At 46.3% G+C, this 22,228-nt stretch carries 14 protein-coding genes and 1 pseudogene; 10 read left to right on the top strand and 5 right to left on the bottom strand.

The genetic code is table 11. From position 1 onward, the window contains the following. Nucleotides 1-47: 47 nt before the first annotated feature. Nucleotides 48-683 (bottom strand): cAMP-activated global transcriptional regulator CRP, encoded by a 636-nt coding sequence (gene crp, locus BW947_RS07285; protein ID WP_076497987.1) that lies wholly within the window; start codon nt 681-683, stop codon nt 48-50. A 430-nt stretch (nt 684-1,113) separates the two neighbouring features. Between crp and BW947_RS07280 the strand changes: the two genes are divergently transcribed. Then, nucleotides 1,114-1,893 (top strand): tetratricopeptide repeat protein, encoded by a 780-nt coding sequence (locus BW947_RS07280; protein ID WP_076497985.1) that lies wholly within the window; start codon nt 1,114-1,116, stop codon nt 1,891-1,893. Nucleotides 1,894-2,030: 137 nt separating this feature from the next. Here BW947_RS07280 and thpR read toward each other — a convergent pair whose 3' ends face one another. Next, a complete protein-coding gene (thpR, locus tag BW947_RS07275) occupies nt 2,031-2,588 on the bottom strand; it encodes an RNA 2',3'-cyclic phosphodiesterase (protein ID WP_076497983.1) in 558 nt (185 codons plus the stop codon). Between the two features lie 289 nt (nt 2,589-2,877). Here thpR and hrpB point away from each other — a divergent pair. The 6 genes and pseudogenes from hrpB to BW947_RS07245 all read left to right on the top strand — a co-directional run bounded on the left by hrpB (nt 2,878) and on the right by BW947_RS07245 (nt 10,074). Next, nucleotides 2,878-5,448 (top strand): annotated as a pseudogene (gene hrpB / locus BW947_RS07270) (ATP-dependent helicase HrpB). A gap of 107 nt (nt 5,449-5,555) precedes the next feature. Further along, nucleotides 5,556-7,862, top strand: a complete 2,307-nt coding sequence (gene mrcB / locus BW947_RS07265) for a penicillin-binding protein 1B (protein ID WP_107884168.1) — start codon at nt 5,556-5,558, stop codon at nt 7,860-7,862. 169 nt (nt 7,863-8,031) lie between these two features. Next, nucleotides 8,032-8,310 carry a peptidylprolyl isomerase gene (locus tag BW947_RS07260; protein ID WP_076497981.1) on the top strand — a complete coding sequence of 93 codons (279 nt, stop codon included), beginning with the start codon at nt 8,032-8,034 and terminating at the stop codon, nt 8,308-8,310. Between the two features lie 76 nt (nt 8,311-8,386). After that, a complete protein-coding gene (locus BW947_RS07255) occupies nt 8,387-8,782 on the top strand; it encodes a DUF2391 family protein (RefSeq protein WP_076497980.1) in 396 nt (131 codons plus the stop codon). 150 nt (nt 8,783-8,932) lie between these two features. Further along, on the top strand, nt 8,933-9,163 hold the full coding sequence (locus tag BW947_RS07250; RefSeq protein ID WP_076497978.1) for a hypothetical protein: 231 nt from the start codon (nt 8,933-8,935) through the stop codon (nt 9,161-9,163). 209 nt (nt 9,164-9,372) lie between these two features. Continuing rightward, on the top strand, nt 9,373-10,074 hold the full coding sequence (locus tag BW947_RS07245; RefSeq protein WP_076497976.1) for a DUF3581 domain-containing protein: 702 nt from the start codon (nt 9,373-9,375) through the stop codon (nt 10,072-10,074). A 104-nt stretch (nt 10,075-10,178) separates the two neighbouring features. Here the strand turns inward: BW947_RS07245 and BW947_RS07240 are convergent, their stop codons facing one another. The 3 genes from BW947_RS07240 to dsrO are packed head-to-tail and all read right to left on the bottom strand — an operon-like array spanning nt 10,179 to nt 15,210. Beyond that, nucleotides 10,179-13,286 (bottom strand): tetrathionate reductase subunit A, encoded by a 3,108-nt coding sequence (locus BW947_RS07240; RefSeq protein WP_076497975.1) that lies wholly within the window; start codon nt 13,284-13,286, stop codon nt 10,179-10,181. A 51-nt stretch (nt 13,287-13,337) separates the two neighbouring features. After that, nucleotides 13,338-14,420 (bottom strand): NrfD/PsrC family molybdoenzyme membrane anchor subunit, encoded by a 1,083-nt coding sequence (nrfD, locus tag BW947_RS07235; protein WP_076497973.1) that lies wholly within the window; start codon nt 14,418-14,420, stop codon nt 13,338-13,340. Next, nucleotides 14,410-15,210 (bottom strand): sulfate reduction electron transfer complex DsrMKJOP subunit DsrO, encoded by an 801-nt coding sequence (gene dsrO, locus BW947_RS07230; RefSeq protein WP_076497971.1) that lies wholly within the window; start codon nt 15,208-15,210, stop codon nt 14,410-14,412. The genes nrfD and dsrO overlap by 11 nt, the downstream gene beginning before the upstream one ends. A 374-nt stretch (nt 15,211-15,584) precedes the next feature. Here dsrO and BW947_RS07225 point away from each other — a divergent pair, with 374 nt between their 5' ends. The 3 genes from BW947_RS07225 (at nt 15,585) to BW947_RS07215 (ending at nt 22,222) form a co-directional block, all read left to right on the top strand. Further along, nucleotides 15,585-17,636: a sensor histidine kinase gene (locus BW947_RS07225; protein ID WP_083948154.1), complete on the top strand. Its 2,052-nt coding sequence runs from the start codon at nt 15,585-15,587 to the stop codon at nt 17,634-17,636. Then, a complete protein-coding gene (locus tag BW947_RS07220) occupies nt 17,636-18,247 on the top strand; it encodes a response regulator transcription factor (RefSeq protein ID WP_076497969.1) in 612 nt (203 codons plus the stop codon). Before BW947_RS07225 ends, BW947_RS07220 begins: the two co-directional genes overlap by 1 nt. Nucleotides 18,248-18,547: 300 nt before the next feature. Next, entirely contained in the window at nt 18,548-22,222 is a 3,675-nt protein-coding gene (locus tag BW947_RS07215; RefSeq protein ID WP_076497967.1) for an ATP-binding protein, read from the top strand. The last annotated feature ends 6 nt before the right edge of the window (nt 22,223-22,228 follow it).

Raw genomic sequence — 22,228 nt, 5'->3', positions numbered from 1 at the left:
CCTAGGCCACTGTAATAAGGTCGGCTTAAATCAAGCTGAAGACTAACTTAACGGGTACCGTATACGACGATTGTTTTACCGTGAGCTTGAATCAAATTCTGTTCTTCTAACATCTTCAAAATACGGCCGACAGTTTCCCGTGAACAGCCAACGATTTGACCAATCTCTTGACGAGTGATTTTGATCTGCATGCTATCAGGATGTGTCATCGCATCAGGTAGTTTTGCTAGATGTAATAGAGTTTGAGCAATACGGCCTGCTACGTCTAGGAATGCAAGATCGCCCACTTTTTGGCTAGTGCTTTGTAGGCGATAGGCCATTTGTGCAGATAGCTTCATGAGAATTTCAGGGTTAACTTGAATCAGCTGTCTGAATTTTTTGTAAGAAATTTCAGCGATTTCACAAGCTTGTTTAGCTCGAACCCAAGCAGTACGTTCCGCTTGTTCTTCAAACAAACCTAACTCGCCGATAAAATCACCTTGGTTCAGATAAGAGAGAATCATCTCTTTACCTTCTTCATCCTTAATCAATACAGCAACACCACCTTTTACGATGTAATAAAGCGTATCAGAGTCTTCACCAGCATGAATAAGAGTGCTCTTCGCTGGATATTTATGAATGTGACAGTGTGATAAAAACCATTCCAAAGTTGGATCAGGTTTTGGCTTACCAATCAGAGCCATGTTGATATTCCTCGATTGATTAAAACGAAAGTAAGATAATTCTAAATAAGCATATTACGTCAATTAGACACATAAAAACTTGATGGAAGTCTTAGTTTAGAAAAAGTGAATAAATGTAATTAAGCATATAAAATTATGACTTATTTTGCTGACTTAGTGATTTAAGTCAACTAAATCAGTTTGAAACTTGCGAGATTCACTTAACTCTGTCGAGTTAATCACATCTTCCCCGTGCTTTGAAGCCGTTTTATTATAGATAATGGATTAAAGACGCGCCTAAATTACATTTAATTTGTATTCGTTTTGTAAAAGCGAGCGCCCATAGTGCTCTTTTCAGCCTTTTCCTGAGTTCTGGCTAGATTTAGACTCGACTTATAAGGCTAATTCTGGCTAACTTTGAGGGCCGTCATTTTTAAGAGAGGTTAATTCAGTGAAATACAGATTATGGGTTTTAGGCGTAAGTTTAAGCCTAACATTAGGGCTAAGCTCTGCGGCGCAGGCGTTTTCTATCCCACAACCTGCCACTGAACTCGCCGCCAGTAAGTTTGTACATATTCAGATTACAGCGGAACAAGGTGATGCCGATGCACAGTTTTTACTGGGGCTAATGTACCTATCGGGACGTTTTGTGGTGCAAGAAGTACCCTCTGGCTTGCATTGGATATCACTTGCCGCTGAACAGCAGCATGAAAAAGCGCAACAAACGCTAGCTGATCTGTCATTTGAGGGGCAACTGGTGAAGCGCGATTTAGCCGTGGCTGAACATTGGTATAAAGCACTGGGCGAGCAAGGGAGCCGCTGGGCTCAGTTTCGTTTAGGCTTTATTTACGCCTCTGGTGGCGATGGTGTTGAGCGTAACTGTGGTAAAGCGGTCGAGCAATTTTCCCATGTGGGTGATGATATTGCCTTAGGAAATGTTGCGTGGATTTTAGCGACTTGTCCTGAAGCTCAATATCGCGACGGTAATAAAGCGGTCGAATTATCTTTAAAATTACTTAAAACTAACGAGAACGATCCTACTAATTTAGATAATCTTGCAGCGGGCTATGCTGAGTTGGGTAATTTTACTGCAGCGATTTCGACGCAACAAAAAGCCATTGAAGCATTAAAAGCGAGCGCGGTAATGGCTAAGACTGATGAGTTTATACAAAGGTTACAAACCTACGAACAAAAGCGTGCCTATCGCGAAACCCTACGTTTATTAGAATAAGCATTTTTAATTAGGGGTTTGTTGTAAAAACAAGCTATCTCAAGTCAATTTTATCCTTATAAAGATGATTTATTTAGGCTGGTTTATATAAATAAACAGCTTAAATAAAACTTGGGATGCTATAGGATTTAAACCATTTATGTGAGCGCCCAAGTGTATAGCGTTTGATATTTCACTCCGCTTGGGGTGTTTGTGGAATGGTATAACTGCAAATAGTCTGGCATTAAGGTTAATTCACTCTTATCTAAACCTTCAAATATCGTTAAAGCTGGGCTGTTATTACCTTGCCTCCATTCTTTTGCCTTTCTGAATAAGCTGATATGCGGGCAAAAGCTGTGTCCACTTTGATATAATTTTAACTGCTCAGCGATTTGATGCGTTTGCCGAACTAATCGTGCTAACGATGGCTCAATGTTATTGCCCTTCAAACAACATACTTGTGCATTGGGCCATAAATCGAACCTGTTGAGACGAATGTTAAAAGTGGGTTTAGTTAAATCATTGACTGCATCAATTAAGCTAATCTTTTGCGCCTCATCGACTAAACCAAGAAAAGCGAGGGTTAAGTGTAAGTTGTCAGTGTCAACGGGTTTTGCCTCAGGGAGTAGATGAGTACTCAGCGTTTGTTGCAATGCGATGAGATATTTCTTTTGTGTATTTGTCGGGGCGAAGCCCAGAAATAATTTCTGCTGCATATGTTGGTTAGTCCTAATGCTCTACGCGGATATATTAAGCAACCATTTTGGTGTTAAGTGTCATGTTAACTTTGGCCTAATGGTTGGGTTTATCGACAAGTTAACGCTTTTAAACGTGCCATTTTTGGTGGTGCGTTTATACATTAGTTAGCAATATCTTCTCACTTAAATCTTCTCAATTCGATAGGTTCCTAGTGTTGATGCTGGCTAGCTCCGTCTGGGGAGAACTCTCTCAATGGACAAGACTGTTTTAAAGACGAGGGTGTTAAAGGGACAGTATTAACCAGCTATGTTAAACTGCCGAATAATTTATCCTTTGTATATTTGTGCATTGAACCATCTACCCATTCATTCTTTACTTGCACCGCTGCGCGCGGCATTTTCTCGTCACGCTCAAGTGATCCTCGAGGCGCCCACAGGTGCTGGAAAATCGACGGCGTTACCTTTGGCTATGCTGGATTGGCCAGAAATTAGCGGCCGTATTTTAATGCTCGAGCCTAGGCGCGTCGCGGCGCGCAGTGTAGCGCATTATATTGCCAGTTGCCGTCAGCAAAAGGTGGGGCAAGAGGTAGGGTATCGCGTTCGTGGTGAATCAAAAATCAGTGCCAATACTCGTTTAGAAATTGTTACCGAAGGCATACTCACGCGCATGATCCAGCAAGATCCCGAATTAACGGGGATTGAAATGATCATCTTCGATGAGATCCATGAACGGCATCTCACCACCGATTTAGGCCTCGCTTTGGCGCTCGAAGTACAAGCCTCATTGCGGGACGATTTAAAGATATTAGCCATGTCAGCGACCTTATCTGGCCTTGCCTTGGGCGAATTGATGCCAGAAGCCGTGACTTTACACAGTGAAGGTCGCAGTTTTCCCGTTGAGATTGAATATCGCCCTGTGCCAACGCAGCAGCATTGGCTTGATTATCTTGGCCGCTGCGTGCTCGATTTGGTCTCGGCTAGTAGCGCTAGTGTCGATAAAATGGCTACCAATAATGCTGTGCTGGTGTTTTTACCCGGGAAAGGCGAAATCTCACGATTACAACAATTTTTGCGTGAGCGTTTAAGTCATGATGCTTTTTTGATTTGCCCCCTCTATGGCGAGCTTTCAGGGGCGGAGCAAGACAGCGCAATAGCGGCAACGACAGACGGCAGGCGCAAAATCGTGTTAGCCACTAACGTCGCAGAATCAAGCTTAACCATTGAGGGCATAGGTTTTGTCATCGACAGTGGCTATAAGCGCCAAGCCAGTTTTAATCCCAAGACTGGCGTTACCCGTTTAGGCTTAAAGCGTATTAGCCAAGCTTCTGCAACTCAGCGCAGCGGCCGCGCCGGACGTTTATCGGCAGGTGTGTGTGTACGCCTGTGGAGCCAAGAAGAACATGGGCGGATGCTAAGGGCGGATGAACCCGAAATAAGCCAAGCAGATCTGGTGTCTATGGCCCACAATTGTGCCTATTGGGGGGCTAAATCCTTCAGTGATTTAATGCTATTAACGCCGCCGCCTAGTGTGAATGAGGCGCTGGCGTGGCAATTATTACAGCGTTTAGGCATGGTCGATAGCCACAATAAACTCACTTCCCACGGCAAAGCAGCCTACGAACTAGGATGCCACCCAAGGCTTGCTCATATGCTATTGGGTGCCAAAAGCTTGGGCGCAAAAATCAGCGGGCAAGCAGCGCAATTAGGTAGCTTAGCTTGTTTGCTATCGGGAATTTTAGAGGCGTGAGGGCTACCTAAAAAAGGTGCCGATATCATGAATTACTTGCACTTTGCCAGCCAAGGACAAGCGGGACTGCAAGCCAAACAGTGGCAGAAAAAACTCGCATTAACCGCTGATTTATCTCAAGTCGCAACCCATGCCCATCACAGCGATGTGGGGTTGTTATTGGCGCTCGCTTATCCAGATCGCATCGCCAAAGCGCGCGGTGTTGAGGGCTATCAATTAGCTAATGGCACAGGCGTGGTGCTGGCTGGTGATGATGCATTGTCGCAAACCCCATGGATGGTGGTAGCCGATTTTCAAGAAACCGAAGGCAGAAACGCTGGTCGAATTTACTTGGCAAGTCAGTTTCAGCCAAGTTTATTTGATAGTGAGTTAAAAGACTTGCTGGAAACCCATGAGTTGTGTGGCTGGGATGAAAGTAAAGGCCGTGTCATTGAACAGCGCCAACACAAGGTCGGACAAATTTTAGTAAAAACTGAGATGATAGCTAAGCCTGAGCGTAAACAAATTGTCTCGGCCTTACTGGCTTACATACGCCAGCAAGGATTACAAATCCTCAATTGGAACGCTAACTTAGAACAATTTCAATACAGGCTTAAACTCGCTACTAAGTTTGATATTGCTAGTGACTGGCCCCAAGTTGATGATGAGACATTATTGACCAACCTTGAAACTTGGCTGGCGCCTTACCTTGAAAATGTGAATAATCTGCCGCAATTAGTTAAGCTCGATTGTTTTGCTTTTGTGGCAAACTGTTTGAGCTGGCAGCAGAAACAGCGACTCGACGAGTTATTGCCCACTTCGTGGCCATTAGTCACCGGAACCTCAGCGCCGATTATATACGATGAGTCAGGACGCGCGCTGCTGCGGGTGCGGTTACAGGAAACCTTTGGCATGGCACAAAGTCCAATGCTCGCGCAGGGCAAGTTAAAGGTGACGATGGAGTTACTTTCTCCGGCGCAGCGGCCATTAGCGCTGACGGCAGATCTCGCCAGCTTTTGGCAAGGGCCTTATGTAGATGTGAAAAAGGAAATGCGCGGCCGATATCCTAAGCATCTGTGGCCCGACGATCCTGTGAATACATTACCGACAAAATTTACCAAGAAAAAAACCTTGGGTTTAGCTCAGCCATAGTTTAGTCAGCCTGTTATAACACTATTTTATTACAGGTTTTAATACACAGCATGCTCAGCGTTGTGTCTATGGCTGATGTCCTTAAATGCAATAATAATGAAGTAGATATGACAACTAAGACAACAAAAAAAACACCCGCATCTCGCAGGTCTAAAAATAGCCGTGGTGTGTTTCGACGAATTTGGTCAATTGCTTGGAAACTCGGTTTGGCGGGATTGGCCGTGGTCACTTTATATAGCATTTATCTTGACCAAATTATTGCGCAAAAATTTGAAGGGCAAAAATGGCACCTGCCAGCGCAGGTATTTAGTCGTTCTATGGCACTCTATCCTGGCGCTGCCGTTAGCCATCCGCAAATTATGGCCGAGCTTAAGTTGCTCGGTTATCGCAAGGTGGCTAATCCACGCCAGATAGGTGAGTTTTCGGCCTCAAGCACGCGTATCGAATTATGGCGTCGACCTTTTTTGCACCCTGAAGGCGACCAAGTCGAACAAAGAGTTATGATAAGTTTTGACAGTAATGGCGTCAGCTCGGTGAGTCGGATGTCAGACAAGCGTCAACTTGCCGTGTTCCATCTTGAACCAGTATTGCTCGATCGTATTATTACTGGTGATGGTGAAGACAGACTTTTTGTACCGACCGAAGAAATGCCTCCGTCGATTGTGCAGGCATTGCTGCTGGTGGAAGATCGCAGTTTTTACGAACATCATGGGGTGAATCCTTTCGCGATTGCGCGCGCGGCTTTTGTGAACATTAGCGCCGGTCGCACTGTGCAAGGTGGCTCGACGTTAACCCAGCAGTTAGCGAAAAACTTTTTCCTATCGAGTGAGCGTTCGTTGCTGCGTAAGGTGCGCGAAGCCTTGATGGCAGTGATTATCGATTTTCGTTACAGCAAGGACGAAATCCTTGAAGCCTATCTTAACGAAGTGTATATGGGGCAGGATAAATCCCGCGCCGTGCATGGGGTCGGTTTAGCATCACGCTTCTATTTTGGTCGCCCCATCACGGAGTTGACGATTTCTCAACAGGCTTTTTTAGTAGCTACGATTAAGGGGCCATCTTATTACAACCCTTGGAAATACCCCGAGCGCATTCAAGAGCGCCGCGATCTTGTATTGCGTTTACTCATGGATGCGGGTCATTTAAATACGGCCGAATACAAGGCGGCTGTGGAGTCGCCATTAGGTATTCGTAATTTCAATAAACCTGCACATCAAAAATTACCTTCATTCTTCGCCCTCGTAAAACAAGAAGTTAATGAGCGTTATGGCGATGCACTGTTGAAACAATCTGGGGTGAAAATCTATACCACGCTTGATCCTATGGCTCAAGAAGCCGCAGAAATTGCGGTCACTCGAACGCTTAAAAGCTTAGATAAAAGCAATAAGTCATTACAGATAGGCATGGTTGTCACTGATAAATATACCGGCGGCATCGCGGCAATGGTCGGTGATAAGACCCCAGGATTTGACGGTTTTAACCGCGCGGTAGAAATTCGTCGCCCTATCGGTTCGTTAATTAAGCCCTTTGTGTATGCCACAGCACTAGCACCTAATAGCCAATTTACGTTAGCAACACCGCTAAAAGATCAACCTATTACCTTAAAAAGTGAGCAAGGTAAAACTTGGTCGCCACAAAACTTTGATAAAAAGTTTACTGGCCAAGTACCACTGTTAACCGCGCTGAAAAAGTCGATGAACGTACCTACAGTTAACCTCGGCATTGCAGTTGGCGTTGACGCAGTAGCAACCACTTTGGCTAAATCTGGCTGGCATGAACCACTAAATCAGTACCCTTCAATGTTACTGGGGGCGGTCAATGGTTCGCCATTAATGGTGGCGCAGGTGTATCAAACCTTAGCCGATAGTGGTGTTTATCGTAAGTTAACCACAGTGACGGCGGTACTCGATTCTGAAAAGAATCCACTGCCCGTAACGCGACTACCTAAAGAGCAAGCCATATCGCCTGAAACGGACTTTTTAATTCAGTATGCTATGCAACAAGTGGTCAATACCGGAACTGCGACGCGCTTGGGTAATGCATTCCCCGGCGTGGGACTAGCGGGTAAAACCGGTACCAGTAACGATAGCCGCGACTCTTGGTTTGCCGGTTTTGATGAGCGTAACGTGGCGGCCATTTGGGTGGGGCGTGACGATAACGGTAAAACCAGCTTATATGGTAGTAGTGGCGCCATGGCCGTATATCTTGCCTTCTTAAAGGAACGACCTCCGATAAGCCTGCGTTCGATTCAGGTTAATGGGGTGGTAAGGGGCTTTTTTGACCGAGATACTGGTGTCGCCAAAGAATCTACCTGCAGCAATGTTGATGCACTGCCCGCATTAACCGCGACCTATCGTCCAATAAACAACTGTGGCGAGCCGTTGCAGTGGTGGCAAAAAATTCTTGGTCGATAGTTGATATTTGAGTTAATCATTGAGTTGAGCGTCGCTCAATAGTGCCCTGTATTGGGCATATACTGTTTAAGTTAAAACCGTCGTTGCAGAGTATCAATGGCGTTGTTGTGTTTATGCGATAACGCCAATTTAACCTTGTATCGTTGGTGAATTCCAAGTGAGAAATGACATGTATAAAACCGCTGCCGCCGTGCATATTTTAGTGAAACACAAAGAGCAAGCTGAGGATATTATTAAGCAGCTGAATAACGGTGCTAACTTTGCGATGCTCGCTAAACGTTTTTCCTCTTGCCCATCGGCTAAAAAAGGCGGTGATTTAGGCGAGTTTAAAAAAGGCCAAATGGTGCCACAGTTCGATAAGGTTGCTTTCAGTGGTGAGTTATTAGTGCCGCATATTGTGAAAACAAAGTTTGGTTTTCATGTGGTTAAAGTGCTTTATCGGACTTAATGCCGCTGAGTGAGGTTGGCATACATGGGGATATTTTTGACTTATTAAAGGAAGGTAACATTAAGGAGCGATGCGCATGATCTTTAGTTTTAATAGCGAAGATGCCAGCCAAGTCTGTGTTGGCGCCTTTGCACTTGCTGTGCCCGTCGCATTTTCTGAGGAAGCGTGGCAGCTCGGTGAAACCTTACCCGTGTTTAATCTTGCTATGTTGTTTAGCTTATCCTTACTATTTTTGGGTGTTTTTACCTACCACAGTGTGTTTCAGCAAAATATTCGTACCCGAGTTCCAGTATTTATTTTTCGTATTGTAGTGGCGTATTTACTCACAGCTTGTGTGGTGTTCTTGGTGCTGCTTTGTCTTGATAAAGTGCCATTTTTTGAGGATCCGCTGACCTCAATTAAACGAATTATCGTGATCTCTATGCCCGCATCCATGGGGGCGATTGTGGTGGATAGCTTCGATAAGGAATGATGCGGGTTAGCTAAATTTGGCCTCTGGTGAATTGCGGTTATCTTGCGCATACTTATTGGCATGTTTTGATGTTGGCTTTATTTAAAGCCAACATCAAATCGAGATTTTAAGCTCGATATTTTAGCCAAATAAAAATGAAAGGAAATCATCATGAACACTAGCAGCCTCGCTTTGCTTATCCCAATATTCGCCATTGTGGGTGGATATGTGGTCGCGATTATGAAAATACGCAATAAATCAGTTGGTTTGAGCCGTGAACAAGAAGCTGAAAATCAAGAGCTGCGGGCTGAGTTAGCCAGTTTGCGTCAGCGTATTGAAGTGCTCGAGCAGTTAGTTACAGACGATGATTATCAGTTAAAGCGTGAATTTAAAAGAGTTTAATGTGTTATTTAATTTCTATTGACGCTCATTACTTATTCATTAATGTTATGACTCCAGCGTTTTGTTTGGCTTTACAAGTGTGAATATGCTGTTACTTTGTACGTATTCCTTGGGGCTAAGTCATCGGGTGAGTTAAATGCCTAATGTAAGGTAAACTCTTGATAATTTTGTTATCCATCCTTATTTGAGTCATTTAAAATAGAGTTTATATGTTTCTAGCGCCGTATTTTTTAAAGCAAAATCAAACTATTTCCGTTTCCGCACAACAAGCCAGTGACTTCGCCAAAAAAATTGCGCAGGACTTCAATCCTATACACGACGTGGGTGCTAAGCGTTTTTGTGTGCCAGGTGATTTGTTGTTTGCCTTAGTATTAACCCAGTATGGTTTAAGCCAGCAGATGAAATTTAGCTTTGCAGGCATGGTGGGTGATGGCACCGAATTGCAGTTTCCGGCGCAGGTGAATGACAGTTTCTCGATTTGTGATAGCCGTGAAAAAGTCTACCTTAATGTCAGCCGTCAAGGTGATGTCAGCCGTTGTGACGCGCAAACAGAATCCTTTATTCGTCAATATGTGGCGTTCTCTGGGCATAACTTTATTGATATTTTGATCCCTTTGATGAAGCAGCATCAAGTGATGATAAACCCAGAACGACCCTTAGTTATTTACGAAAGTATGTCGTTTGATTTAACCACTTTAGATTTTATTGAAGTGACACTCTCGCTTGTTGGACAAGATTTAAAAATCAACGGTAAACGCGGTGACGTCACGCTGCATTTTGAGCTGCATAGTGGTGATATTGTCGTTGGAACTGGGATTAAAACGTTAGTGATGAGTGGATTACGTCCCTATGAAGAGGCATCGGTGCAGCAAATGCGCGCCACCTATGAAGGCCGTAAAACGGATTTCTAATTGTTGATATTGTTACTCAAATACAACACATAAAAAAACGAGCTGCCATTGGTAGCTCGTTTTTTATGCGCTAAATGCGCTTTACAACATCACATGTGCCGAGATTAGGCTATTTTTTCAATCTTAGCCGGCAGGCCTTGTCTGGCCGATGCGCCGCTCGCCCAATCCACTAGCGGATAACGCCCATTACGGCTTGGATCAAACAAGTTTAAGTCGTTCATATTAATCCCCACACGGATCAACGGATTGGCAGCGATGCTAATATTGTCAATCACAGTGTCACGCGCGCCGAGTTCTTTATGACCATAGCCATGCTCGATAGCGATACAGTCAGCTTGCACGCCAGCAACACATTCCACTAGGGCAATCACGCTGCCATTAGGCGTGCTGATTTTAACGGTATCACCGGTGCTAATCCCAAAACGTGCTGCGGTTTTCTCATTAAGTCGCACTGGGTTATTGGGGTGAACTTGGCGCAAGCGGTCTGAACCAATACTCATCGAACTCATAGTGTGGGACTTATAGCTGCTGATAAGTAATGGCCATTGTGATTTATCAAACGCTTTGTCGAGTGGCGTACCATCGGCCAAGGCGGGTTGATATAAGCGTGGGCAACCACTCATAAACTCCCCTGTTAAACTATTGCGACGACTGCCCACCTCTGGGTTCCACAGCATCATAGGTTTAGGCCACACTTTGCTAGGATTACCCACTTCATCTCGGCCATTACGCATATTTTCAAAGCGACCACCACGGGCAAATAAATAGCTGACTTTTTTGACCTCTTCAGGTTTTAACCTAGTGTTTAGCTCCGCTTGAATCCGGCTAACGCCGCTAAGGTACATATCTTCGGCATTGATATCGGCGACCGCTGTGCCTAAATAAGCCACGTTCGCTGCGCCATAAAGTGAATAGTCGGCAGCGCGAGTTAACGGATGCAAACTGCCATCGGCGGCGGTTATGGCATCTTCTCCAAAGCCGGGTAGGGCTAATTTGATTGCCACTTGGCTGAGGAAAGATTCCATACACACCACATCACCTGTGGCCGTTTTAGCGACGCGAGGCTCGACAATTGGCCAGCGGCCAGTAACCACTTTGGTCATAGTGCCTTGCCATGCTGAGGTCCAGCCCCACGACTCATAGGTTAAGGTGTCGGGTACAATGTAATCTGACAGCGCCGAGGTTTCGTTAATAAAACTGTCGATACTGATAAACAGCGGCAACACTTTAGGATCTTTTAATTGCTCGCCTATGGCTTCACCTAAACCTGCTTGGCCATAAACAGGGTTACCCATGTGGTTAATCCATGCTTTGAGCGTATAAGGATAACCGTGTACTGCCGCGGTTAAATGTTCACCCAATAATGGCGATGAAATAGGATACCAAGGTTCCTTAGACGGATAGGGCGACTCGCCTGCTTCGACCTTACGGCGGTATTCTGAGGTTTTCTCATAGGGGAATTTAGAGCGTGATAAAAATACTCCCTTAGGTTCGAGCATGCCGTCAAACTCTTGCAGATTGTATCGTGGTCCTTTACCAAAGGCAGGGAAAGAACCGCCAGAGGCTAACGCTCCGCCTTTTAAGTTTATGTTACCTATCATGGCATTAAGCATCATGATCGCCCATGCACTGTAAAAACCATTGGCGCTCATGGTGCCGCCATGTGAAATCACCGCGGCTTTAGTGCCGTGGCTGGTAAATTTATCGGCAAGGTCGATAATTTTCGCTTCGCTGATATCACATTCCTTGGCATATTCCGCCATGCTAAAGCTAAGAGCGGCGTCGCTTAATAGCTGGAAGCTAGATTTAACGGCAATTATGCCTTTGGGCGTTTCAACGCTGTGAATAACCGCGAGCTTGGCTTTTTGGCTCATGCTTGCCAGTGTGACTGCTCCGCTTGCCTCATCGATAACTAAAGGCGAATCTTGTTCACCATAGGCTTTGCCCTCAAAGGGTAAGCCCAGATCGCTGGCAAATAAATACTGACCAAATCTTGGTAGCGTTGGGTCGCTGACGATAAGATAACTCGCATTACTAAAACCGCGATATCCGGCCGCTTTAGCCGCTTCGACATTCGGCGCTGTGAGGAAATTGACCGCATAACGTTGCTGCTCAATTATCCAACGTAACATGCCCATCGCTAATGCTGAGTCGGTTGCTGGCCTAATAGGTAGCCAAGTATTGTTGCCTGCACAGGGTTGGTTAGATGTGTTGGGCAACATGGGTGATACCACTACATAACTGAAGTTGGTGTTATTGACCCGCGCATTGGCTAACTGTCTGGCTTGGCGCTTAAATGGGTTACCCGATTGCTGGGGTGAGGTGCCGATAAATAGTAAAAACTCGCTGTTATCCCAATCTGGTTTTAAGTGAGCATATTTTTTTAAATCATCGAGTAACGCACCCGCACCCGCGCGGTAAGTAAAGCCGCAATAGGCGCCGTGGTTCGCAAAGTTACGCGTACCAAAGCTATTAAAGGTAAAGCGCTTGATCAGTGCATCGCGACCTTCATCAGAGGCATTTGATACTAATAGCTGGTTGGCTTTAGGGCCGTATTCTGGGTTATTGGCATCCAATGGCGTACTAACATCGCGGATTGCGCGCAGCCCTTCAACATGGCCTTCACCAAATAAGTCACCGCCTTCAACGGTTTCATTTAACAATTGCTCAAAGCTAATACTTTGCCATTGACCACTGCCACGCTTACCCACTCGTTTAAGGCATTGGGTAACACGATGTGGGCTATCCAATTGCTCCAACATGGCATTACCACGGGCACAGGCTGTTGAACGGCCCTGTAAACCTTGCTCTTGAAACGCGCTAAGGCCAACAAATGCGGCTTTAATTGGCGTGTCAAAATCGATATGTTCTCTAGCCGATAATGGGTGGTAAGGGTTACCGCTAATACGGATAATTTTATCGGTTTTTTGATCGATACGTGCCCGTACACCGCATTTCGTCCAGCAGCCTAAACACATAGTATTGACGACGCGCTGCTCATCATTACTGATAAGTTGACCGGTTTTTAAATCGACTTTGTATTCAGGTGTTAACGAATTGCCATGCAGGGGATCATGGGTCGGTTTACCCGAAGTACCATTAACAACGCCTTTGCCCATTTGCGTTAAAGTATGGCTATAACCTGCGGCAAAGAGCCCTACGCCACCCGTTACAGCAGCCCCTTTGATAAAACGACGTTTACTTTTGTCCATAGTGGACTCCTCAATTCTGTCTACGTTAATTCTGTAGGTTCAATGGGCTGCTCAACGTGAAAGCGTTGCCTTGGGTGTGTGGCGAATTAATTCAGAGACGAGCGCGATTAATGCTAACCACAGGCCGAAGGTTCCGGCTATGCCTAATAGTCCTTCAGGTCCCCAAGGTAATTGGTAAAGGTAAGTACCTGCGCCATATTTAGGGTCGGTTTGCGCTTGAATTAGCACTATCCAGCGAAAGCCCCATGCCAGATGAATACTGGTTAAGCTCACAATCAACATCACGCTATTAGGGAGATGACGCAGTGCCAGCATCAAGGCGAGTAGCGCTAGTGTAATCAGTACCCAAATCGCCGCTAGTTGCCAGCTTGGGCTGGTTTCTAGTAAAAGCGCAGCTTCTGGCGCTGAGCCGTTATCAAATAAAGCCCAACCGATAAGGCACAGTGCAAATAGGCCAAAGCTTGCGCGGATCCACAGTAATAGGCTGTCTTGAGTCGCCTGCTGATAACCGTGCAATAGACGATTTAATACCGCTAAGGTGCCACAGGCTGCCAATAAGGCGCTGGTGGCCATTAACGGTGGCAGCCAGTAGGTGTGCCACAATGGACGAGCTTTGATAGCCATGGTTTCCATGCCGGTGTAAAGCGCGATGCTACAAGCACTTAAGGTGGTTAATATGGCGATGATTTTAATCAGTTTTTCACTTTCCCAGTCGCCAAATCGGAGTAAGCTCGCAATACGTTGTACCCAGTCTTGATTAGGCTGATTTGAACGGTTGGGGAGGTATTGACGCAGTAATAACCAGGCAAATACAGCACTGGTGCCTGAAAATACCGGCAGTAAAAATGCGCCGAACCACATCCAAGAATCAGGACGCACTTGGGCATAAAAGTGCCACGCGCGCAGCGGTTGATGTAAGTCAGCGAGTAATGCAATCGGCGCCACAATACCCGCGGTTAGCATTAAGCTGGCGCAGAGTTTCAGTAATCTGTCATCACGTTTGCCTTTGCTGAATAAATGGATAGTGGCAACCCATACGCTGGCATAGGCTAAACCCATCATAAAAAAGTATTGCACTGCCCAAGGCAGCCAAGTAATGGCGATATCTGGGGTAAAGATTTCTTTAATGACCATGGTGGATCTCCTCGCCAGTGTCAGTGAGTAAAGTGCGAACAGGGGCTTGGCCGCTAATGCGATCTTCAAAGGCACTGCTCATTCCAATATAAAAGACCCGAGGTGCCGTGTTTGCATCAGGTTTTAACACTTTAATGTCGCTGCTATTAGCTGCGAGTAACTGGCTAATCTGGCTGTTAGGATCGTTAAGATCGCCAATCACTCGTGCTTCGCCAACACAGGTTTCAACACAGGCGGGCAGTAATCCCACATCTAATCTATGGGCACAGAAAGTACATTTGTCGGCGGTGTTAGTATCGTGGTTGATAAAGCGCGCATCGTAGGGACAGGCATGCACACAGTAGCCACAACCCACGCACCATTCATTATTCACGACAACGATACCGTCTTTACGCTGGAAGGTGGCGCCCGTTGGACATACAGGAATACAGGGTGGATTTTCACAGTGGTTACACAATCTTGGCAGCATTAAGAATGCTGGGCTGGACGCCTCATCTTGCTGTGACACTTCGTACTGTTGTACTGTGGTGCGAAATTGCCCTAGCGGTGGTTGGTTTTCAATAGTACAAGCTACCGTACAGGCTTGGCAGCCAACGCAGCGACGTAAATCAATCACCATGCCGTAACGTTTGCCGACTTGGCCTTCGCTCGCATTATAGGTTTGACTACAGCTACCAGCGTTACCGCTTTGTGGATTATCTTGCGCATATACTTGCACTACGGGGATCAATGCGGCGCCAACGCTCACACTGGCCATTTTGCCGAGAAACTGACGTTTACTCTTGTCCATACCGATTTCCTTCACTCTTGCAGATCGCTAAAAACTGGCTCATAGACCTCAGATTTATAGGTTTATGGCGAGGTATGTAGAACATTCTGTTAAAGGGGAGGGACTATAACTATAGTGGTATTCCACATATCAATTGTGGACTTGATCTAGCGCAATAAAAATCCGTTAGAATGGCCATTAAGTGTGAACTCAAACTGTATTTTAAAGGATGTGAGGGAGTGTATTTTAGATTGTATTGCAGCCCATTATCGGCCATAAAAAACCACATAATGCATCGTCTCCCAAGGTGGGATCTACTTGCCCAATACGGGTTTTATGCGTTTTGCTCGATAGCGGTTTTAGCCTTGCAGAGTGTCTTATTTACTGGCGATGCGATGGCAAAACCACAAGATCACACTGAACCGTCGGTATCTGCCACCCCAACGCTACTTGTCGCAAAGGGTTCTGTAGTCGCCGAGCCTAGCGAACAGCCTAATAATGAGCTTATCGTTCAGTCTAATAATGAATCTTATGCAGTGGTAGATGTGGGCGTGTTGGCGATACGGGGCTATAAGGCGACAATTACGCGTTGGCAACCCCTAATGCGTTGGCTTGAAACACAAATTCCTAACAGTTACTTTAGGTTACACCCGTTATCCTTAGATGAATTGGCTAAGGGCGTTGAAACCCAAGAGCTGGATTTTGTCATCACCAACCCCGGACAATCGGTATTATTGGCGCGGCAATATTCTCTGTCTTGGCTGGCAACGCTGCGCAGTCCGCTTAATCATGGCGCGGCGATGCAAGTGGGCTCAGCACTGGTTGTACGGGCCGATTCTGCCTATCACACGTTAAGTGACTTAAAGGGGCGCAGGTTGGGTATTGTGTCGACCAGTGCCTTTGGCGGTTACTTAACCTTAGTGTATGAAGCTCAATTAAAAGGCATTGATTTACCGCGTTTTGTGGGCGATATCGTGCCATTAGGCTTTCCGTTAGATAACTTACTCTATCAGCTCGGTGGCCGCCGCTTTACTGCCCATGCATCACCTAATATTGCCCCCAATGTTGAACAAGCAACTACTGATACTAGCCCTGATGTTAGCTCCAGTATTAGCGCTAATCCCGATTCGACTCTTGATTCTGATCTTGATCTGAATACTCATCATCAAGTGTCACAAGCTGATACGTTAGATGCCGTTGTGGTGCCAGTGTGTCAGCTTGAGCAAATGCAGCGCGAAGGCCTAATAGACATAGCGGATTATCGGGTGCTGGATAATCAGGCCCCCGCGGGGTTTCATTGCCAAGTCTCGACTCGTTTGTATCCAAACTGGTCTATGGCGAAAACCAATCGTGCCTCGCAATCTTTAGCCAAAAGTGTCACGCAGGCGTTATTGGCCCTCCCTGAAGATCATTTAGCCGCTAAGGCCGCTGATTCAGCTGGTTGGACGACAGCGGTAAGCCAATTGGCGATCGATCAGTTGCTTAAAGATCTCGACATGCACCCTTTACAAACACCTTGGTGGCACAATGCATGGCTGTGGGTAAAGTCTCATCAACAATGGGCTTGGTTTGTACTGGGTATTTTGGTGCTGCTCAATGTGTATCATTTTTGGTTGGAATACCGTTTTAGTCGTCGGGGTCGAGAGCTACTTAATACCCAGCGTCAACTCAGTGAAAACCGCATGTTATTGGAGCACGCCCAACGAATTGCGATTGTTGGCGAGCTAGGTGCCAGCCTCTCCCATGAGCTCAATCAACCTTTGGCGGCAATTGGCCATTATTGTCACGGCGCCGAAGTACGTTTACAGCGGGGCAGCACGCCAGAGGAACTGCAATCGGTGTTGACGCTTATTCAGCAGGAAGTCACGCGAGCTGACAGTATTATCAGCCGCTTACGTAATTTAATGAAGAAGCGACCTATCTCTAAAGTGCCGTGCTTTTTACATGAACTTATCCAAGACACTACGCCACTATTGGCCTATGAGTTTGAACGACACCAGATCAACATTGGCATCCATATCACGGGTACGCCCTATTTACAGCCCCTTGATGAAGTTGGTATGCAGCAGTTATTACTTAATTTATTAAAAAATGCTGCCGATGCCTGCGTGCAACAACGGGAGTTAATGCAAAGTGAAGCTCAAGGCACTGGCCAAGATAGTGCGACTCAGCAGCAACGCTATACACCCACAATCGATATTGAGCTTGATTACCAACAGAGCCAAATATTGCTGAGCATTACTGACAATGGCGTAGGGTTAAGCTCAGAGGCCAGTCAGTTAATGCAGGCATTTTACTCGACTAAATTAGAGGGATTAGGTTTAGGACTGGTCATTTGCCGCGATATTGTTGACAGCCATAGTGGTCATTTTAAGTTAGATAGCGCCGTTAATGGCGGTTGCCAAGTACAAGTATCTTTACCCCGTAAAGCCGATGGAGTGTTGTGATGAGCCTTGAATTACCCGTGTATTTAATTGATGACGATGATTCTGTGCGCCGTTCATTGCGTTTTATGCTCGAAAGTTACGGCCTTAATATTATAGATTTTGATAGCGCCGAAGCTTTTTTTTCCGCAGTAGACTTAACGCAGCCAGGCTGCGCGTTAGTCGATGTGCGCATGCCGGGCTTGAGTGGTTCCCAGCTGCACGCTGAACTTATCGCTAAAAATAGTCCCTTAGCGGTCATTTATCTTACTGGCCATGGCGATGTGCCAATGGCGGTTGAAGCCCTTAAATTAGGCGCGGTAGATTTTTTCCAAAAACCGGCCGACGGTGCTAAGTTAGCCGAAGCGGTAGTTAAAGCACTCGAGCATGCCAAAACGCATTATCAAGACAATCAATATCTCGAAACTTATCAAGCGCTAACGCCAAGGGAGCGGGAGATACTCAAGTTGATAGCCCAAGGGCTTAAAAACCAAGAAATTGCCGATAACCTCTGTATTGCCATGCGCACGGTTGAAATTCACCGCGCTAATTTGATGAAAGGCATGCAAGTGGCATCGTTGGCAGAAATGATGTTGATCTACGGTCGTATCGCTGAGCGGCTACCGCTGGAATAAATTCGTTAAAATTTACCTTTTACTGCGCTAATTGCCGCTTTGTTAGCCGCGTATTTTTGCTAAGTTATCGTATCATTGGCATCGTTATACCCAAGCTACCTTAAAATACTGAAACTTATATTTTCAGATAGCTTGGGTATATATGTGAGCCAAGGCATTAGCGGTGCGCCGCTGAATTGCCAATACACCGCGATTGCCTTATTTTAGGGGCACGATTTTTAAGGCCAAGCATAGTGGCCCTGTTGGATAGTCTTATTTTTACGTATAGATAAGACTTATCCCGTTTGGATAAGGAATAAAATGGCAAGCTTGATTCGTATTGTGCTAATTGATACGCACCTTCCGGGCGTTGTGGAACTCGCCCTCAATGGCCATACCAATATTTGTGGGACTAACGCCTCGGGTAAAACTACGCTGCAACGCTTAGTGCCGGTTTTTTATGGCGAATACCCAAGCCGCGTGGTGCCTTCGACCCGCGACAGTTTCGAGCGTTGGTACTTGCCACACGATTCAAGCTACATCATTTATGAATATCAAAAGGCCGATGGTTTACTGTACCAAGCCGTGCTGGCCTCGGCGGGTGATGGTAAGGGCGTTAACTACCGTTTTATCGCTAAAGGTTTTGAGCTAAGCGATTATATTAAATCGCAAAACGGCGACACTATTTTATGCCATACCATGGCGGAACTAGGCCGAGACTTAAAACGTGCCAACATCGCCACCACTAATTTGCTCAATACCCGCGAATATCGCGCCATTATCCAAAACGATCGCACGTTATTAAGTACGGGCAGCAACCGCAGCGAGCTGCGCGGCTATGCGCGCCAATTTGCCCTGTGTGAAGGCGAACATTCCCTGCGTCACATCGAAAAACTCGCTAAAGCGGTGCACTCCAAAGAGGGCAAGATGGAGACGGTCAAATCGATGATCGCCGCTATTTTAGAAGAAGACGGCGTTAATCCGCCCAGCTCGCGCTTAAATCCGCAGCGTGTTGAGGCGTGGATCCGTGAAAGCCAACTTATCCAGGGCTTTGAAGTGATTCGCCCTGAGTTTGAAAAGCTCGAGCAAGAATTTAATCAACTGCTTAGCGCCGAGCTGCGTTTATCTAGTCTGTCGCGCGGTTATCGTAATGACGAAACCTTAGAAGCCGACCGCCAAGATATTCAACAAACCTTATCTAAAGAACTGAATTTAAAACTGCGCTTGTTAGACGATGAATGGAAAGAGCAGCGCGATGAGCTCAACCTCGATTTATCTGCCGCTAAGGGTGATGTGGCCAAGTGTGAATATGAACTCGATGCGATTGAAGATCAGCACAGTGCCTTTTTAGATGCCAATATAGAGCAAGCTAAGGCCGACTTAGAGATGCTGCCAAACTGGCGCACTGATGTTGAAAACCTAAGTGAGCGCCATAAGCTGCAAACCGAAAAGCACCAAGATATTGAGGCGGCCTACAATGCCCGTCGCGGTAAAATTGGCGAGCAGTTAAACCGCGAGCTAGAAGGTTTGCATAGCGACCAAGACAAGCAGCGTGAAGCCCGTGATAAGCAGCGTGAAGTCGCGCGCACCGATATTGATGCTTTAGAGGCGCAATGGCGCAGCCAAATGGATGCGGGCAAGGCCAGCTTTAGCGAACAAGAATTCCAATTTAAACTCAATGCCGCCGAGCTTAAATTACGTGTTGATGGCGTGACCTATACCGAAGAAGAAAAGTTAAGCCTAGCCATTTTTGATGAGCGTATTCATCGCGCTGATGAAGAGCAAGAAAGCTGTAATGCTAAGGTCGAGCGCTTAAGCAGCGACGAACGTAAAGTGCGAGCTAAACGCGACCAAGCTAACGAAGCCCTGCGTATTGCCACCTTAAGGGTGAATGAGCGCCAAACAGCGCTCGATGAACTGCACCACATGCTGTTTCCGCAATCCCACACTTTACTCGAATTTTTGCGTAAAGAAGCCCAAGGTTGGGAGCAAAGTTTAGGTAAAGTGATTGCGCCTGAATTACTGCATCGTACTGATTTACATCCAAGCTTAGTGACTGAATCGAGCGAGGCTTTCTTTGGGGTACATTTAGATCTCAAAGCCATCGATGTGCCTGAGTATGCGGCGTCCGAGCAAGAGCTGCGTATCCGGTTAAGCAAAGCTGAAGAAGCCCACACTAGCGCCCAAGAATTGCAAATCGAAGCTGAATCGCAGCTAGTAGCCATTAATGGCGAGCTGGATAATTTAAGCCGTGAGCTTACCTTTGCCCGCACTGCCTACAAAAATAGCCGTGACGATCTGCGCCGCCTATTTGATGAAAAACGCAGTGAACAAGAAAAAATTAATAAAGCATTAAGTGAGCGTAAAGCCCATGCAGGACAAAGGCTTATCCAACTCGATGGCGAGCTAAAACAGCTTAAGCATCAACACGAACTTTGGCTTGAAGAGCAAAAAGAGCAAGCGCTTGAAGCGCGCATGGAGAAAAACGCCTATTGGCAGGAAGTCATCGGCGCGCTCGATAATCAACTCGGCCAAATTAAAGCGACCATAGAAGGGCGCCGTGAAAGTGCTAAAGCTGAACTTAAAGCCTGTGAAACCTGGTACAAAAACGAGCTTAAATCCCGTGGAGTGGATGAGGGCGATATCCTCAAGCTCAAGCAACAAATTCGCGAATTAGAGGCCAAAATTAGCAACGCAGAGCAGCGTCGTAGCGACGTACTGCGCTTTGACGATTGGTATCAACACACTTGGCTTATGCGCAAACCTAAATTGCAAACTCAGCTGAGTGATGTGAAACGCGCAGTATCGGAAATCGATCAACAGCTTAAGGCGAAAACTCAAGAGGTTAAAACCCGCCGCCAACAGCTAGAAACCGAACGTAAAGCCTCGGATATGGCGCAGGTTGACGCCTCTGAAAACTTAACCAAGTTACGTGCAGTGATGCGAAAACTCGCCGAGCTTAAGCTACCCAATAATAACGAAGAGGCCCAAGGCAGCCTAGGTGAGCGTTTGCGCCAAGGTGAGGATTTACTACTAAAGCGCGATTATTTAATGGGGTCGGTTAAGCAATATGTGGAGCATTTTGACTCCGTTATCGCCAGTAAATCGGGTTCTGGTTTAGCTGAGACTTGGGAGCGTGCCCGCGAAGAATCGAGCTTTATTAACGACAAAGGTATTCGTTTGCTAGATTACCGTAAGTTAGTACCACAGCTTGAGCAATTGCTGAACGTGATTGTGCCGCAATCGATTACTGCGCTACGTGAGCAAGGCCGAATTTTCGGCGTCGACTTAACGGCGTTTTATGATGTATTAGCCGATATTGACCGCCGCATTGCATCACAAAGTGCGCGTATTACCCGTGAAGTCGGCGAAGAGTTATTCCTCGATGGCGTGTCTGAATCGGCGGTACGTATTCGCTCACGCATTAGTGAGTTAGAGTTTTGGCCCGAGCTTGAACAGTTCGTCAAAGCCTTTAAACATTGGAAAGCCGATGGTTTTAATGGCCTGCCAGATGAGGATTACACCAACAGCATGCGCCGCGCCTTAGACATTATCGGCCGCGCTGCGCTAACGGGTGGTATCTCTAAGTTATTGGAAATTGAGCTGCGCCTTAAAGAAGGTAACAGCGACTTAATCATCCGCACCGACAGACAACTTAACGAATCCTCAAGCCACGGTATGGCGTATCTGATTTTGTGTAAGTTCTTATTGGCTTTCACTCGCTTATTACGTGGACGCGCCGATGTGACCATTCACTGGCCGATTGATGAGCTGGGCACCTTGCACCATACCAACGTGAAGAAGATTTTCGATGCCTGCGAAAACAACAATATTTGTGTGCTGGGCGCCTTCCCGAACCCTGAGTCTGAGGTGCTGAACTTGTTCGCCAACCGTTATATTATCAACAAACAAACTAAGAAGTTGCAGGTGGTGAAGCCCAAAGCCAATCCGATTGCGGATATGTTGAATAAGCGTCTGTCGAAGGAGGCCATCTAATGAGCG

It is taken from the genome of Shewanella morhuae (genome assembly GCF_900156405.1).
GTDB lineage: Bacteria > Pseudomonadota > Gammaproteobacteria > Enterobacterales > Shewanellaceae > Shewanella > Shewanella morhuae.
Note: the sequence above shows the minus strand (reverse complement) of the source record. Positions and strands in the feature narration are given on the sequence as shown.